We start from the raw sequence: 15,605 nt of genomic DNA on the forward strand, positions 1-15,605 counted from the left end.
GGGCCCAACCCATGGGCCGCCGCCGAGTATTCCGACTCGGCACGGCTGAACGGGTGGTCTTGTTCTGACGTGACGCCAATTCCTGCCGGTAGCGTGCCGTCCCATCGATGATGACGGACCCGGTGGTCCTCAAGGGTCGGCATGTCCAAGCCTGCCTCTCCCGGCAGTCGTCCAGGGGCGGGTGGGCGGCCCGCAACCTGTCATCCCTCAGGCTCCATAGCTGGAATGCAGACCGACGCTCCGGAGCCCGACCGGCCTCCCTCAGGACACGACGGGACCGACGAAGGCGCAGGCCGCTCTGCTCAGACCGTTCTCGGTAGGGGGAAGTTGCGCCGCATGACCGCGTCGAACGCCGCATCCGGCAGCAGCCGTTTGGCGAGCATCGTCGCGCGGGCCATGGTCCCGATCGCATAGCGGGCGCGAGGTCTGGCGACGGTCGCGGCGCGAACGACCACCCGGGCTGCCGTCTCGGCCGATACCGCGCCCTTGCTTCGGGTGAAGGTGCGGTCCGCGTACATGGCGGCCAGCTCACGGCGGAAGTCCGCGTACGGATCCGCCGACTCGGAAGCCGGGTCGCGCTGCATGGTTCCGACCGCGGTCGCGCCGAACTCAGTGATGGTCGGCCCGGGTTGCACGACCACCACCCGGACACCGAACCCGGATACCTCAAGGCGAAGCGAGTCGCTGATGGCCTCCACCGCGTGCTTGCTGGCGTGGTAGAAGGCGCCTCCGGGCGGGGAGAACCGGCCGCCCATGGAGGAGATGTTGACGATCCTGCCGTGCCCGGCGCGGCGCATGCCGGGCAGGACCAGTTGCGCCATGCGCACCAGGCCGAAGACGTTGGTGTCGAACTGGGCCCGGACCTCATCGGGGGAGGCCGTCTCGACCGGCATGTGCAGCCCGTAGGCGGCGTTGTTGATCAGGATGTCAACCTGGCCGTGCTCGGCCTCGACCGCTGCCACCACTGCGGTCATGCTCGACTCGTCGGTGACGTCCAGCGGGTAGGTGAAGATGCCCTGGGCTGCCAGATCGGCGAGCGAGTCGGGGCGGCGCGCCGTGGCGTGGACCCGGTGGCCGAGGCGGTGCAGCGCGAGGGCGGTCTCACGCCCCATACCGGAGGAGCAGCCGGTGATCAGTACGGTCTGCGGTGTGGTCATCACACGTCCTTTGGATGCAATAGGTCCCAGACGGCGCCTTCCGCCTGGTCGAGGGCATCTTGATCGAGGGCTTTGAGTCCATCGGGGCGTTGGAATCGGACCAGGCCGGCAAAGGCACCCAGCGCCAGGGCCACCAGTCGGCCGGCATCGCCGTCGCGGATCTCACCGGCCTGCTGTCCTCGGGCGATGAAGTCGGCGGCGATACGGTCGATCTCCGCGGCGAGTTCGGTGCTCTCTCGGTTGAGGTAGGTGTCGTGCTGCTGGTGTTCCAGAAAGACGAAGGCGTCCGGTCGTTCCGTGGCGTACTGGGCGAAGCCGCGCCAGAACCGGCCGAACTCCACACGGATCGAGGCGGTGGGGCCATCTCGGTCGACCGCGTCGGCCAACCGGTGCAGTAGATCGCGTTTGGCGTGCTGGAACGCGGCGTTCCCCAACGCCTCCTTGCTCGGGAAGTACCGGTAGATGCTGCCGACGCCGACCCCCGCACGCTGGGCGACGGCCGGCATCTGCGTTCCCTCGTAGGTGCGTTCGGCGAACAGGGCGATGGCGGCATCGATGAGGGACTGGGCCAGGTCTGGCTTCCGGGAAGTCACGGAATGAATATTCATTCCGCACTCCGATACTGTCAAGCCCGGCGGTGATGCCTGTGGGCCCGACTCAGCCTCGCTCCTCGCTCCTCGCCGCTCACCGCGGCTTCGTACGCGAGCAAAGTGCCGACGAATAGTTGCCGCTGATCTGGGGTCGTTACCGAACGTACGCCGGGTCGGCGACGGACGGCTCCCGCTCGGCGCGCAGTCGCCACCGTGCGCCCTCTTCCTGCTGGTGCCAGAACTCGTGGAAGCGTCCGCGAGCCGCCAGCAGTTCCTCGACGGTGCCGTCCTCGACCACAGCGCCGTCTTCGAGGAACAGGACCCGGTCGGCGCTGCGAACAGTGGCCAGCCGATGGGTGACGATGACCCTGGTCCTCGGCTGGTGTTCGGCGGTCAGGGCATCCACCACCGCGGCCTCGTTCTCGGTGTCGAGTGCGCTGGTGGCCTCGTCCACCAGCAGCATCGGGGCGGGCTTGAGCAGAGCGCGGGCGATGGCGATGCGCTGTCGCTCGCCGCCCGAGAGCGCCGCACCGCCCTCGCCGACACGGCTGTCAGCGCCTTCCGGCAGTCGGTCGATGATCTCGTCCACCCGAGCCAAGGCTAGGGCCTGCGCAAGCTGTTCGTCATCCGCGTCCGGGGCTCCGACCAGAGCGTTCTCGCGAATCGTCCCGTCGAACAGATAGGAGTGTTGGAAGATCATGCTGCTCAACCCACGCCTGGTCACACCGTCGAGATTCGCCGTGTCCACGCCATCGGTGAGGACTCGTCCACGCGTCGGCGGATGCAGACCGGCGAGCAGGGCGAGCACCGTGCTCTTGCCCGAGCCCGAGGGGCCCACGATCGCGGTGGTGGTGCCCGCGTCCAGGACGAGGTTCAGGCCGCGCAGCACATGATGGCCGTTGTCATAGTCGAAGTCGACGTTCTCAAACTCGATCCGCGGCGGCCGTCCATGGCTGGTCGCGGTTGCGGTGGGGGCGGTGGGCGCGGTAAGCACGGTGCGGACCCGGTCGAGGGTGGTGCGGACGGTCTCGACGGCCGGGGACAGTTCGGCCAGCGTGGTGAACGGTTCCAGATAGCGGACGATGACGATGATGAGGGCAACCGCTTCCGGTGCGGTCAATTCCCCTCGTACCGTCAGTACGGCGGCTGCGCCCGCGAGCAGTACCAGTGCCACCTGGCCCGCCAGACTGAACAGCAACTGGCCGGGGATCTGGAACAGCAGCAGCCTCATGGTGGACCCGTGCTGCTCGGTCAGCGCCCGTCCGACATGGCTGCGCGCAGGAGCGACCCGGCGCGCTGCGCGCAGCGCCTGCTGAGTACCGGCGAACTCGATGAGCCGCTCGGTCAGGGCGCTGTTGGTCTCGGCAGCCAAGGCGTCGGCACGCCGGCTGATCCGGCCGGCGGCCCACAGCGCCCCGAGCAGTACCGGCACGCCGAGAGCGGCGGCCAGGGCGAGTTGCCAGGCGATCGGAACCAGTGCGAGGGCGATCGCCGCGGGAAGCAGGACGGCGCCGATCAATGGGGTGAGCAGATGGGCGAAGAGGCCGACCAGTTCGGGGCCTCCGGAGGCGATCGCGCCGCGTGCCGTCGCCGTGTTGTCTGCCAGCCAGCTCAGCCGGACTCGGGTCAGCCGGTCCGTGACGTCGTGCTGGACGCGGTCCAGGAGCGCGAAGCCCAGGTCGAAACCGAGGCGGGCGGCGACCGTGTCGGTCGCCCATCCGGCCGCGGTCACGGCGGTGAGCACGCCCAACCACGGCAGTGCGTCTGCTGGATCGGGGCCGAACAGCTCCCGCAGCAGCGGCACCAGGAGCACGGCGCCTGCGGCGCGGAGCAGTACCGAGAGCAGCGCAAGCGCGCCGTAGGCGGTAACCCGGCTGCGCCGGTCGGCCGGCAGCAGCCCCAGCATTGAGCGGATCACGAGGTCACTCCTTCGATGAGGGTTTCCGCCCGGTCCTGAGCGGGCCGCTCGGGGACGGCCCCGTCGGCGGCCTGCCGCCGTGCGCGGTTCCCATCGGGTGCGGGTGCGGTGCCGTTGGATTCCCAGAGACGGCGGTAGCGGCCTTCGGCGGCCAGCAGTTCGTCATGGGTCCCGCTCTCGACGATCCGGCCGTCGTCCAGGACGACGATCCGGTCGGCGCCGGTGACGGTGTGCAGTCGGTGTGCGATGACCAGGACCGTACGGTCTCGGGTGAGCCGGTCGAGCGCGCGCTGCACCAGGAACTCGGATTCGGGATCGGCGAATGCGGTGGCTTCGTCCAGAACCAGGACGGGGGTGTCGGCGAGGATGGCACGGGCGATGGTGAGGCGCTGTCGCTCACCGCCCGACAGTTGGGCGCCGGTGCCAAGGACGGTGCCGTAGCCCTGCGGGAGCCGGGTGATCCGGTCGTGGATCTGTGCGTCACGCGCTGCCGCTTCGACCTGCTCGTCGGAGGCTTCCGGTACGGCGAGGGCGATGTTCTCGCGGACGGTTCCGTTCACGAGCTGGACGTCCTGGAGCACGAACCCCACACCCGCGTACAGCTGGTCTGCGGTGAGCGCGCGGATGTCACGTCCGTCGACGAGGATGGCGCCGGCGTCCACGTCGTGGAAGCGGGCGAGCAGCGCGGCGAGGGTGGACTTGCCTGAGCCGGATGGGCCGACCAACGCCGTCACCGTCTGCGGTCGCAGTGTGAGCGAGACGTCCTGGATCACTGGCACACCGGGTCGATATCCGAAGGTCACGCGGTCGAACACGACCGTCCCCGAGGAGCCGGCCGGCACGTCGCGCAGGTCGGCGGCGGCGTCCTGACGGGTGGCGAGTTCCTTCCCGTCGAGGGTGACGGCGATGGCGCGTGCCGCGAGCATCCCGTCGCGCAGCCCGCTGAGCCCGTAGCCGATGCCCAGCAGTCGGGCGCCGAAGGTCGTACCGAGGAGCAGGAAGGGCAGCAGGTCGACGGGGTTCATACGGTCGGTGACGATGAGCAGGGTCCCCGTGGTGGTGATGAGCCAGAGGAAGGTCGTTGACCGGGTGACCATGTCCATGAAGGTCTTCTTGCCGATGAACGGTCGCTGCCAGTCGTTCAGAAACGTCAGGTAGTCGTCCAGGCGCCGTCTGAATGCCGAGGCCGCCGCACCGCCGAACACCCGGATCACGGGCTGCCCTGCGAGATAGGCGCCCGCCTCGCCGCCCATGCGCTCGGCCCAACGCTGGGCCTGTGCGATCTTGGGGCCGGACTGGACCATCATGACCGCCATGGTCACGACGTAGATCAGGATGGGCACGAACAGCACCACGGCCGGCCGCCAGTCCACGGTGAACAGGTAGACGAGGACCGCGACCGGAGCGACGACCGCGGCGACCGCGTCCGGGACGGCATGGGTGACCAGGTAGTGCAGGGACAGTGTGTCGTCCTGGACCACTTTCTTGGTTCCGGCCGAGCCGCGTGCGGAGAACCAGCCGAGCGGCAGCCGCGCCAGCTTGCCGAGCAGTCGGGTGCGCAACGCGCGTGCGAATCGGGCGTCCACTGCGTGCAGCCACAGGGTGAGCGCGGCACCGAGGGCGGTACCGATGCCGAGTAGTACGAGGGCCAGGGTGCCGACCGTTCGCAGCCGGGACTCGTCTGCGCCGTCGAGGAGGAGCCGGGCCAGTTCGGCGAGCAGGAGGAACGGGGCGAGTTGGAGGAGCGTGACGACGGTCTGGAGTACTCCGGCGAGCAGCAGTGTCCCGCGGATGGGGGCCAGCAGTCGTCCGGCGGCCTGCGATCGCCAGCGCCCGGGGGTCACGTTCGCTTCGGACTCGCCGAGGAGCACGGACGGGACACCGGTCAGGGGCGAGCCGGACGGTTCGCCGGTCTCCCCCGGTACGGACGGTTCGGTGGGCCGGGACACTGCGGGCGGTGGTGCCGAGGGTACGGGCGCGGGTAGGGAGGTCGCCGCTTTGCCGGTGATCAGTTCGCCCTCGGTCGGCCCTCGCGCCGCGGTGATCTCGGGGATCGGAGTGTTCTCGCCCTCCTTGCTGTTCCGGAGCTTGCCCATGGCCCGCCCGTGGATCCAGTACGCCCGGCCGGTCAACTCCGACTTGGGAAATCCAAACTCCTCGCGCAGCCGTTTGCGGACCGTTTTGAAGGAGGTCTGCTCGGTGGCGATCCAGGCCGACCAGTCGGACCAGTCCCGTGCCTCGACCGCCGCCGCCAGTCGTGTTCCGTCGCCGCGCGGCACCCGGTGCAGCCGCAGCCGTGGGTGCGTCGCCAGCGGGATCAGGCGGTCGTCCGCGCTGTGTTCCTCCAGGTACAGCTCGACCGGGACGCCCTGCGGTACGACGCCCAGGATCGAGTTGATCGCCGGGATCGACGCCGCGTCCCCGAACAGCAGATATCCGGAGGGTAGTTCCTCCGCCGGTTCGAACTTCGTGGAACCGAGCGACATCACCGGCACTCGGGCACCTGGTTCCGCCAGCGCTGCCCAGCGCGAACCGGGCCCCGCGGGTTCGTGCAGGACGAAGTCCAATGCGAACGCGCCGGTTTCCGGTTCGGCCTCGGTGATCGTGTAGGCGCGCTGGTGCTCGGTGTCCGCGCCGTCCGGGTCCGGTATCCACAGCCGCAGCCATGCGGTCGGTTCGGCCACCGCGTCTTCGAACAGTGTGGGCGAGACAAGGCGGACGCGGACGAAGTGCGGTGCCAGCCGCACCTTCTCCACGACGGTCGCCTCGTGGTCGCGGGCGCCGAAGCCTCGCAGCACCGCGCCCTGAAATCCTCGTGACACTAGATGCTCCCATCGGGCGACGGCGAGGGCCGGACGTCTAGTGCGGCCATGACCTCCCTCAGGGGGCGCCCTGGTGGCGCCGCGTCGGTCAGGCCGCGGATGAAGGCCGTGACGACCAGGCGGAAGTAGTCCGCGAGGGAGACGTCAGGCAGGTTCTCGTGCGCTTTCGCGAGGACTCCGTCGGAGGCCAGCAGAACGCGTGAATCGGCGAGTTGCCGTTCCATCCGGCGGTCGCCGTGTCCGCCTGCCAGATAGGCGGTCTGGCGCTCTTGGGCCGCGGCCTGCGCGATCGCGAACCCGGCCACCGAGGAGCAGACGACCACCGCGACGTCCTCGGTGTGGCCGCGTTCGACCAGGGCCGTGATCTCCCCGGCGAGCACTGCGGCACCCGCCGCACCACGCGGGAACAGCTCCTGGAGATAGCGGGCCATGCCCGGCCGATCGAGGACGAACTCCCGCAGGGTGATGGCGAAGCGCAGCAGATGTGCGCCGGTGTCCTCGAGCGGGTTCGGGATGCGCAGTTCGGTGAGCATGCTTTCACCGACCAGCCGGTCCAGGCCCGCTTTGCCGTCTACGTACCGGTAGAGCGCGGCGGACGCGACACCGAGGCGCGAGGCGACTTTCTGGAGGGTCAGGTCGGCAAGTCCGATCTCCCGTCCGACCGCTTCTATATCGGCGAGCGAAATGCGTGGCGGACGCCCCTCGTCACCTTTTCTGCCGACCATGCCGTCACATCTCCACGCCGAAGCGCACACCCCACGAACTTAGGGTGTGCTTAGTTAAGGCGTTAACTTAGTCCGGAAAGACTGCTGGGACAACCTTGCGGCGGCCGACGGGTCTCGCTTCGTGCGAGAACGTTCACTGCTGCGACTGAGCGGAGACCACGGCCGTCATGGGTTCTGTTGGGTCGCGAGGCGAACCTCCACTTCCACGATGCAACGCCATGCCTGACCGGCTTCGCGGACTTGAAGGATGCCTTTGGAGCCCATCGAAGGCAGCACAAGCAAGGAACTTCACACTCCTGTCAGCAAGTGGATGTGAGCCACGAGTGATCGATTCACACGATGACCTGACGAATCATCAGTAGGGGGTAACTTCCCGTAAATCTCTTATCTGTCTCAGACATGATGCGCTGTCCTGTTCCCTGCCAGATCGCCCCGTTCATCTCGTGCACCCAACAGGGGAAGGCAGGAAAATGGGCAGGTTCAGGTACGGAACCACAACGTCGACCATCGCGCTGGCCGCCTTGGTATCGCTCGCGGCCTCGGGAGCCACGGCTCACGCGGAAGCGGGCCAGGACACCATCACCATGCTGAAACAGGAGAAGTCCCAGTGGTGCTGGGTCGCCTCCGGGCTGACCATTGCCAAGTTCCAGGGCTTCGGCTCCACCCAGACGGACTTCTGCAGCCGGGCTCAGCCCTACTACGGCTGCAACAACCAGCCCGCCACCCTTGACGACATGGCCAGGGGCTGGAGCAGCCTCGGCATGGCCCACACCGGCTCGGGCCTGAGCAGTGCGGCCACCTTCAACCAGGTGTACACCGACGTCAAGGCGGCCCGACCGATCGGTGCCCGCATCGGGTGGACGTCCGGAGGCGGCCATATGAACGTGGTCTACGGCTTCGACACGTCGAACAACACGATCGCCGTGGCCGATCCATGGCCGGACACAACCACGTACACATGGTGGAACTACAACGACTACGTGAGCAACAGCTCGTCCAAGTGGACCCACTCCCGCATCGGTATCTCCCGCTAAGGCAGGCGACATGCGCGACACCAGCGGTACCAAAACGTCCAACAAGCGGGCGGCTGCTCGCTTCTCCCGTCTGTCCATCCTCATCGCAGTGAGCGCGTCCGCGCTGCTGGCTCTCGTGGGTCCGACGCACGCGGCCCCGGCGAAGGACCCTCTCCCGGCCGACATCCCGGGCTATCAGGCCGCCCTCAACGCGGTGAAGTCAGCCGACGTCCGCAACGCCGTCTGCCGCTTCCTGCGCACTCCAGTACCCACCGGCGACACCGGCACGCCGGTACAGACGATCCCCGAGACGGCCGAGCCCTGTCAGGGACTCCCGGTCTTCACTATCAAGGACCCGGTGGCGCGGAACGAGATCACCCCCGGGTTCGTCGCAGGCACCGCCAAACCACTGCCAGCCGAGGCGATCAAGCTAACGCAACTGGTCTCCTCGCTGAGTGCCACCGTCAACGGCCGCAACGCTACCGTCATGCTCGCCCCCGACCAGAGCGGCGGCGGCTGGCACCTTGCGGCCGTGCGCGACGGCGACAGCGACGCCGCGTACGCCAGCAAGGCCACCGTGGGCACGCTGGTCTTCACCGAACCGCAGATCCGCGGCTGGTACCAGCTCAAACTCTTCACCGTCGAGCCACTCAACGACCAGGCCCGGGAGGGACTGGGCGGCCGAGCGTCGGTGTCGCTCGGCGACTACCAGAAACTGGTCAAGGCCCGCTACGCCGACAAGTTGCCCGGCTCGGAGTACGACGCCACCGGCTACTCCAGCGGCTACAGCCTCCAACGCACGAAGGACGACGCCTCGTCCTCCGCCCTGCTCCTCGCCAGTGGTTCCGGCACGGCACTCGTCCTCGTGGGCGGAGCCGCCGTGCTCTACCGACGCCGGCGCGCAAGCACCCGCTGAACCCGACCCCGTACGTCCCCCTCGCTCCGTCCCGACAGCCAGTCGGGGCGGAGCACATCACGGCCGTCATCCGTCCTTGCCCCCTGCGAACGACCGGAGGCTCGCGGGCTGGCCAACTCCTCCGGGCAGGTCAGGAATGCTGCCCGGCATGGGCTGTTCGTCACCGCAACCAGAGCAGCCGCGCCGCTGGGACCGGCTATCGCCGTCCGGCAGGCGGGACTCGGGCGCCGTGCCAGTCTGGGAGCCATGGATGCGCGGATTCGTGAGTACAGGCCCTTCGACGAAGAGCCGGTCGTCGAGTTGTCCCTGCGGGCGTGGGCCCCGGTCTTCGACTCGATGCGGAGTGTTCTGGGCGATCAGCTCTTCCTCCGTCTCCACGGTGACTGGCGCACGTACCAGGAGCGAGCGGTGCGGCAGGTGCTCTCCGATGGCGCGATGAAGGTCTGGGTGGCAGCAACGGAAGCTCGGGTCGTCGGTTTCGCTGCGGCGACGGTAGCCGACCCCACTGGTCTCCTCGGTGAGATCTCGATGCTGGCCGTGGACCCCAACAGCCAGGGAAGCGGCGTCGGGGGTCGACTCACCGAACACGCCACGACATGGCTACGTGACGCCGGCATGCAGGTCGCCATGATCGACACGGGAGGCGACGCAGGCCATGCCCCGGCGCGCCAGGTCTATGAGCAGGCGGACTACACGCTCATGCCGATCGCCCGGTACTTCAAAGCCCTGTGAGTTCTGCCCGTGCAATGGTGGGCACCAGGTGTGGGTACGGCTGCGGGATGGCTCCGGGTATGGCTAGGGCGGGGACTCGGCCCAGGTCTCCGGCCCTCCCCCGCGCCACTCCACCAGCGCCGGGTCGGTGAGGTCGATGTCCTCCGCGTCCTGCATCCCGGCCGCCGCGAGGAAGACCGCGATATCGGACACCCGGTAGGCCGTGCCCAGAATCTGCCCGTCGTAGCGCACCCGCCGCCACCCGCGCTCATCCGGCGGGTACACCACCAGCCGAGGCTTTGCCATGACCCCAGCTTCGCCCCGAGCACGCTGACACGCACCGCGAGCGCCGGCTCCCGCACCCGTACATCGCCGGGCAGCCGGGCGTCGAACTGCGCGCAGCCCCCGCGGCGCGAGGCCGATACGGACCTTGGCTTTGGATGACTCCTGCCGGGCTTCGGACACCACAGCCCGGCTTCACCCCGCCCCGGAGCCGGGGCGCAGCCCGATCTCCGCGAGCAGTAGCCGAAGCTGCTGCTCGGCCAGGGGAGCAGTGTCGTTCCCGAGCCAGTGGAGATGGCCGAACGCCTCGAAGACGACGAGCCCGTGCAGACGGGTCCAAACTCCGAGCACGGCCGCTGCGGCGGCGGGCGGCAGGTCGGGATGGAGTTCGGCGGCGTAGCGCGCCAGAGCGGGATCGGGCGCGACCTCGTCGGGCAGGCGCAGTCTGCCCTGCTGCCAGGCTTCGACGAACAGCGGCGCGAACGCCCCGCCGACGCGCCGGGTCGCCACACTGGTCGGGCCGTCCGGCGGGGCGGCGTAGCCGGGCACGGGGGTGCCGTAGACGAGACCGAACTCCTGCGGGTGCTTGACGGCCCATCGGCGGTAGGCCACCAGGGCGGCGAACAGCCGGTCGGCCACGTCTGCGGCGGGGTCGGTGTCCCGGGCCCGTTCGACCGCATCGGCGAGCCGGTCGAAGGCGTCGGTGATCAGCGCGGTCAGCAGTGCGTCACGGCTGTCGAAGTAGCGGTACAGCCCGGCGGGGCTCATGCCCAGGTCGGTCGCGACCGCCCGGAGGGAGAGCTGGGTTGCCCCGACCTCGCGCAACTGGCGCAGGGAGACGGCCTTGATCTCGTCCAGCGTCTCGGCGCGGAGCCGGTCGCGGCGGGTGGGTGCGGGCATGGGAGCACTCTACCAAAGTGCGATCGGTGTTTACATCGCGAACGGCGTGCTCTACTTTTGCGAACACCCGTCGCTTTGTGAACAACCATCGCAAGGAGCCCATGGCCATGTCCGTCACCCATCCCCGGGAACGTCTCTCCGACGTCCCGTCCCGCGACCCAGGCCCCCGGCGTGCCGCCGCCGCCCTGCTGGTCGTCGAGGGTCTGCTGATCTTCGTCCCCATGGTCGTCCTGGGAAACGCAATCGGCTGGCCGGCCAGCCTCGATGACCCGGCCGCCACCGCTCTGCCGCGGCTGCTCGACGAGGAGAGTGCCGTCCGCGCCGGATATGCGGTCTATCTGGCCTACTCGGTGCTGTTCCTGCCCGTCGCGGTGTGGACCACCCGAGTTCTGACCGGCGGCACGGACAGCCCGCTCAGCCGGGTGGCCATCGGGTTCGCCGTCGCCTCGACCCTCGCCCGCACGATCGGGATCTCACGCTGGCTGCTGGCGATGCCCGGTCTCGCGGAGGCTCACGGCGATGCGTCCAGCCCGGCGGTCCGCGAGGCGGTGGCCGTTCAGTACCAGGTGCTCAATGACTTTGGCGGCGGGATCGGAGAGGTACTCGGCGTCTCGCTGTTCGCCGTCGGCTGGCTCGTGTGCACCATGCTCGCGGCCCGGCGCGCCGACACCGCACCCCGCTGGCTGCTGATCGCCGGATTCCTCGCCGCGGCCGGTCTCGCACTGCCGCTCGCCGAGATCGCCGGCGTCGATGTGGGCGCCGCCACCTCGATCGGCACCTCCCTCCTGCACCTGTGGTTCCTGGCTGCTGCCATCACCCTCTTCCGCCGCCCCCGCTGACCTTTCACCCCCATGGAGCACGGTGTGTACCGGACCGGTCCGGTACACACCGTGTGACCATCTCGATGTCTTCGTCCCGCCGCGGCTACTGCTACTGCTACGACGGATCGCGGACCACATCCGACAGCCCGCCCGGAGCGCAACCGGACCTCTACCGGTCGGTTCCCACGCAGGTGCCGGAGCCCCGGATTCACCGCCCACTCACCTGACCGGCGCGCATACACGAACAAGAAGGTAGGACAACATGTCCACTCCCCTGCATGTGGTTCTCGGCGCCGGCGGCGGCATCGGGTCGGCAGTCGTCCATGAACTGGCCCGCCGCGGCGTCCGGACCCGCGCAGTCCAGCGCAGTCCGGCCCTCGACCTACCCCCCGGTGTCACCACCCTCGCCGTCGACATCTCCACGACCGAAGGGGCCCGCGCCGCCTGTGCCGACGCGACCGTCGTCTACCACTGTGTCCAGCCGCCCTACCACCGCTGGACACAGGAGTTCCCCCCGCTCACCGACGCCGTCATCGACGGTGCCGCGGCGGCCGACGCGAAACTCGTGTTCGCCGACAACCTCTATCTCTACGGACCGATCGACGGTCCGGTTTCCGAGCGAACACCCCAGCGGCCGACCAGTCGCAAGGGAGCCGTACGCAAGGCGATGGCGGACCGGCTGCTCCAAGCCCACAACACCGGCCGTCTGAATGTGACGATTGGTCAGGCCAGTGACTACTACGGCCCCGGCGGTACGAGAAGCGTCATCGGCGCCGCGGTGCTGCCTGCCGTACTGGGCGGCAGGACGGTGAACTGGCCCGGACGGCTCGACGTTCCCCATGCCCTGCACTACCTGCCGGACATCGCGACCGGGCTGGTCACGCTCGGTGAACGGGGCGAAGCCGATGGGCAGACCTTCATCCTGCCCGCCGCCCCGGCGTCCACCCCACGGCAGTTCATCGAACAGTTCGCCGCAGCGGCCGACAGCAGCGCCCGCATGCGCGGAACCGCAAAGCCGCTCATGCGCCTCGTCGGTCTGGCCAACCCCGAGGCCCGTGAACTGCTCGACATCTGGTACCAGTTCAGCCACTCCTGGACCGTCGACGACACGCTCTACCGTCGCACCTTCGGCCACACCGAGACCACCGCTCCCGATGTGGCCGCGACCGCAACCGTCGCCTGGCATCGCACACACATGGCCGGACCAGGCGTTGGGTGAGCCCGCACCGGGCGCAGGGGCGGAGGCCGGAGGTGCCACAGCGGCCGTCCCGACGGCCGCACTGGTGCTCTCCCCTGCCCACTGAGCGAGCGGTCGGCCGGGAAACAAGCGGCGCGGGATTCGGCTGGTGTTCACGGGGCGACCTTTTTGCCACTACCCATCTCACCTGCGCGAATGCCAGACGAAAGAGGGTTTCGGCGATACCGGATGCCCAGGGAAGCGATTCAACTCCGGCCGCCGGGGGAATGGGTAAGGGAGCCATGAGGCTGGTGTGGCGGGTGATTCCCCCTTCCAGCCGGGGCCGTCCGGCCTCGGAAGCCGAGCGCAGCGAGTCGATCGCGCGGTGTAGTGGCGGTCGGCTCTCGTGGGAGCAAGGACCTCACGGCAAAGCGGCGCGTCACCTCAGTGAGGAGAGTGGCAGCGACATGACTGGTATGCAGTTCGGCATCTTCACCATCGGTGATGTGACACCCGATCCCACCACGGGCCGTACACCGACAGAGTCGGAACGTATCCGGGACACCGTGGCCATCGCCCTGAAGGCAGAGGAGGTCGGCCTCGACGTCTTCGCCACGGGTGAGCACCACAACCCACCCTTCGTGCCGTCCTCCCCCACAACACTCCTCGGCTTCATCGCCGCGAGGACGGAACGCATCATCCTGTCCACCTCGACCACACTCATCACCACCAACGATCCCGTCAAGATCGCCGAGGACTTCAGTGTGCTCCAGCACCTCGCCGACGGACGCACCGATGTGATGTTGGGGAGGGGGAACACTGGGCCGGTGTACCCATGGTTCGGCCAGGACATCCGTCAGGCGATCCCCCTCACGGTCGAGCACTACGGGCTGCTGCGCCGTCTGTGGCGCGAGGAAGTCGTCGACTGGGAGGGAAAGCTGCGCACCCCGCTCCAGAGCTTCACCCTTGCGCCCCGCCCGCTGGACGGCATTCCGCCCTTCGTGTGGCACGGCTCCATCCGCAGTCCCGAGATAGCGGAGTTGGCGGCATTCCACGGGGACGGATTCTTCGCCAACCACATCTTCTGGCCCGCCTCACATACCCGCACGATGGTCGAGCGCTACCGGACACGCTTCGCGCACTACGGCCACGGCACACCCGAGTCCGCGATCGTCGGGCTGGGAGGACAGATCTTCATCCGCCCCAACAGCCAGGACGCGGTCAAGGAGTTCCGGCCCTACTTCGACAACGCGCCGGTCTACGGGCACGGACCCTCGTTGGAGGAGTTCACCTCGCTCACACCCCTAACGGTCGGATCACCCCAGCAGGTCATCGACAAGACCCTCGGCTTCCGCGAGTACGCCGGGGACTACCAACGCCAACTCTTCGTCCTGGACCACGCGGGACTTCCGCTCAAGACGGTGCTGGAGCAGTTGGACCTCCTGGGTGAGCAGGTCGTACCGGTGCTCCGCAAGGAGTTCGCCGTCGGCCGCTCCCCCGACGCCCCCGACGCCCCTACGCACCAGTCGTTGCTCCGGGCACGCGACGCCGCAGACGGGTCGACGGGCGCCGGGGACGTCGACACGCCGAGAGGATCCGGCTGAGATGACAACCACGATTGCGATCATCACCGGCGGGCTGCGGGAGCCTTCATCCACGCGACTGCTGGCCGACCGGCTCGAAGCATCGGTACTCAGGGAACTCGCCGCTGCCGGTACCCCGGCCGAGTCCTCCTTCGTCGAACTGCGCCCCCTGGGACGCGCGATCATCGACGCGATGCTGAGCGGGTTCCCCACCGCACCCCTGGAGGAGGCGTACGAAACCGTCAGTGCCGCCGACGGTGTCATCGCCGTCACTCCCGCGTTCAACGCCTCCTTCAGCGGACTGTTCAAATCGTTCTTCGACGTACTGCCGGAAGACGCACTCTCCGACATGCCCGTGCTCATCGGCGCGACTGGCGGCACCGAACGGCACTCACTGGTACTCGAACATGCACTGCGGCCGATGTTCTCGTATCTCCACGCCATCGTCTCGCCCCGCGGCGTCTACGCCGCCACCGATGACTTCGGCTCCCACAACAGCGGAACGGGCCTGGCCGACCGCATCAGTCGGGCGGCAGCCGACTACGCCCGCCTGGTCCAGGGCTGCGGCCCCCGCCATCGGCGCGAGGCCCTCACCGATGACGTGGCCGCCATGGAGCAACTTCTCCAGCCCGGCCCACGGTGAACACCGACCGGGACCTACTTCCCCCTCGAACTTCACGCCCGTTCGATGCCACGAGCTGTGCCGGGCGTGCTGGATGCCCGCACCGTCGAGGTGGCCCGGTGCGGGCATCGTTGGCGCTCTAGCGTTGTGGGGGAAGACCCCGGCGTCCGACTCCCTGGAAGCGCCAGTAGAGGAGCCCCCACAGCCCGATCACGATCGCCAACCCCACCCATGCCTCACCGATGCCCTGCACGAAGATGAGGAAGAGGAGAAAGACCACGCAGGGGACCGTCAGGACCGCCGTAGCCTTCAGATTCCTGCTCACTTTGTCCGGGCCGGTGAATCGCGAGTGCCTCATTGCCGGGTTC

The 15,605-nt window shown here is 68.5% G+C and carries 15 protein-coding genes; 7 read left to right on the top strand and 8 right to left on the bottom strand.

Annotation, left to right across the window (positions count from 1 at the left end; genetic code table 11):
• Positions 1-302: 302 nt before the first annotated feature.
• From OID54_RS04245 to OID54_RS04265, 5 genes are all read right to left on the bottom strand, one after another.
• Positions 303-1,157, bottom strand: a complete 855-nt coding sequence (locus tag OID54_RS04245) for an SDR family NAD(P)-dependent oxidoreductase (RefSeq protein WP_329014092.1) — start codon at positions 1,155-1,157, stop codon at positions 303-305.
• A complete protein-coding gene (locus tag OID54_RS04250; protein WP_329014094.1) occupies positions 1,157-1,750 on the bottom strand; it encodes a TetR/AcrR family transcriptional regulator in 594 nt (197 codons plus the stop codon). Before OID54_RS04250 ends, OID54_RS04245 begins: the two co-directional genes overlap by 1 nt.
• A 151-nt stretch (positions 1,751-1,901) precedes the next feature.
• The gene (locus OID54_RS04255; protein ID WP_329014097.1) at positions 1,902-3,665 is read right to left on the bottom strand and encodes an ABC transporter ATP-binding protein; all 1,764 of its coding nucleotides are present in this window, start codon (positions 3,663-3,665) and stop codon (positions 1,902-1,904) included.
• The gene (locus tag OID54_RS04260) at positions 3,662-6,487 is read right to left on the bottom strand and encodes an ABC transporter ATP-binding protein/permease (protein ID WP_329014100.1); all 2,826 of its coding nucleotides are present in this window, start codon (positions 6,485-6,487) and stop codon (positions 3,662-3,664) included. Before OID54_RS04260 ends, OID54_RS04255 begins: the two co-directional genes overlap by 4 nt.
• Positions 6,487-7,212 (bottom strand): hypothetical protein, encoded by a 726-nt coding sequence (locus tag OID54_RS04265; RefSeq protein ID WP_329014103.1) that lies wholly within the window; start codon positions 7,210-7,212, stop codon positions 6,487-6,489. Before OID54_RS04265 ends, OID54_RS04260 begins: the two co-directional genes overlap by 1 nt.
• A 470-nt stretch (positions 7,213-7,682) precedes the next feature.
• Between OID54_RS04265 and OID54_RS04270 the strand changes: the two genes are divergently transcribed.
• From OID54_RS04270 to OID54_RS04280, 3 genes are all read left to right on the top strand, one after another.
• Positions 7,683-8,246, top strand: a complete 564-nt coding sequence (locus tag OID54_RS04270; protein WP_329014105.1) for a papain-like cysteine protease family protein — start codon at positions 7,683-7,685, stop codon at positions 8,244-8,246.
• A gap of 10 nt (positions 8,247-8,256) precedes the next feature.
• Positions 8,257-9,141 (top strand): hypothetical protein, encoded by an 885-nt coding sequence (locus OID54_RS04275; RefSeq protein WP_329014108.1) that lies wholly within the window; start codon positions 8,257-8,259, stop codon positions 9,139-9,141.
• A 246-nt stretch (positions 9,142-9,387) separates the two neighbouring features.
• Positions 9,388-9,873 (top strand): GNAT family N-acetyltransferase, encoded by a 486-nt coding sequence (locus tag OID54_RS04280; RefSeq protein WP_329014112.1) that lies wholly within the window; start codon positions 9,388-9,390, stop codon positions 9,871-9,873.
• Positions 9,874-9,936: 63 nt separating this feature from the next.
• On the opposite strand, the gene OID54_RS04285 is transcribed toward OID54_RS04280, so the two are convergent.
• Positions 9,937-10,158, bottom strand: coding sequence for a hypothetical protein (locus tag OID54_RS04285; RefSeq protein ID WP_329014115.1), 222 nt, complete (start codon positions 10,156-10,158; stop codon positions 9,937-9,939).
• A gap of 171 nt (positions 10,159-10,329) precedes the next feature.
• Positions 10,330-11,034 (bottom strand): TetR/AcrR family transcriptional regulator, encoded by a 705-nt coding sequence (locus tag OID54_RS04290; protein ID WP_329014118.1) that lies wholly within the window; start codon positions 11,032-11,034, stop codon positions 10,330-10,332.
• A 107-nt stretch (positions 11,035-11,141) separates the two neighbouring features.
• Between OID54_RS04290 and OID54_RS04295 the strand changes: the two genes are divergently transcribed.
• The 4 genes from OID54_RS04295 (at position 11,142) to OID54_RS04310 (ending at position 15,258) form a co-directional block, all read left to right on the top strand.
• The gene (locus tag OID54_RS04295; RefSeq protein WP_329014121.1) at positions 11,142-11,873 is read left to right on the top strand and encodes a DUF4386 domain-containing protein; all 732 of its coding nucleotides are present in this window, start codon (positions 11,142-11,144) and stop codon (positions 11,871-11,873) included.
• 244 nt (positions 11,874-12,117) lie between these two features.
• Complete coding sequence (locus OID54_RS04300) at positions 12,118-13,074, top strand: NAD-dependent epimerase/dehydratase family protein (protein WP_329014124.1); 957 nt, start codon at positions 12,118-12,120, stop codon at positions 13,072-13,074.
• A gap of 434 nt (positions 13,075-13,508) precedes the next feature.
• Positions 13,509-14,636: an LLM class flavin-dependent oxidoreductase gene (locus OID54_RS04305; protein ID WP_329027259.1), complete on the top strand. Its 1,128-nt coding sequence runs from the start codon at positions 13,509-13,511 to the stop codon at positions 14,634-14,636.
• A 1-nt stretch (position 14,637) separates the two neighbouring features.
• Positions 14,638-15,258: a CE1759 family FMN reductase gene (locus OID54_RS04310; RefSeq protein WP_329014126.1), complete on the top strand. Its 621-nt coding sequence runs from the start codon at positions 14,638-14,640 to the stop codon at positions 15,256-15,258.
• 118 nt (positions 15,259-15,376) lie between these two features.
• Here OID54_RS04310 and OID54_RS04315 read toward each other — a convergent pair whose 3' ends face one another.
• Positions 15,377-15,595, bottom strand: coding sequence for a hypothetical protein (locus OID54_RS04315; RefSeq protein WP_329014129.1), 219 nt, complete (start codon positions 15,593-15,595; stop codon positions 15,377-15,379).
• Positions 15,596-15,605: the final 10 nt, after the last annotated feature.

The organism is Streptomyces sp. NBC_00690 (assembly GCF_036226685.1).
GTDB lineage: Bacteria > Actinomycetota > Actinomycetes > Streptomycetales > Streptomycetaceae > Streptomyces.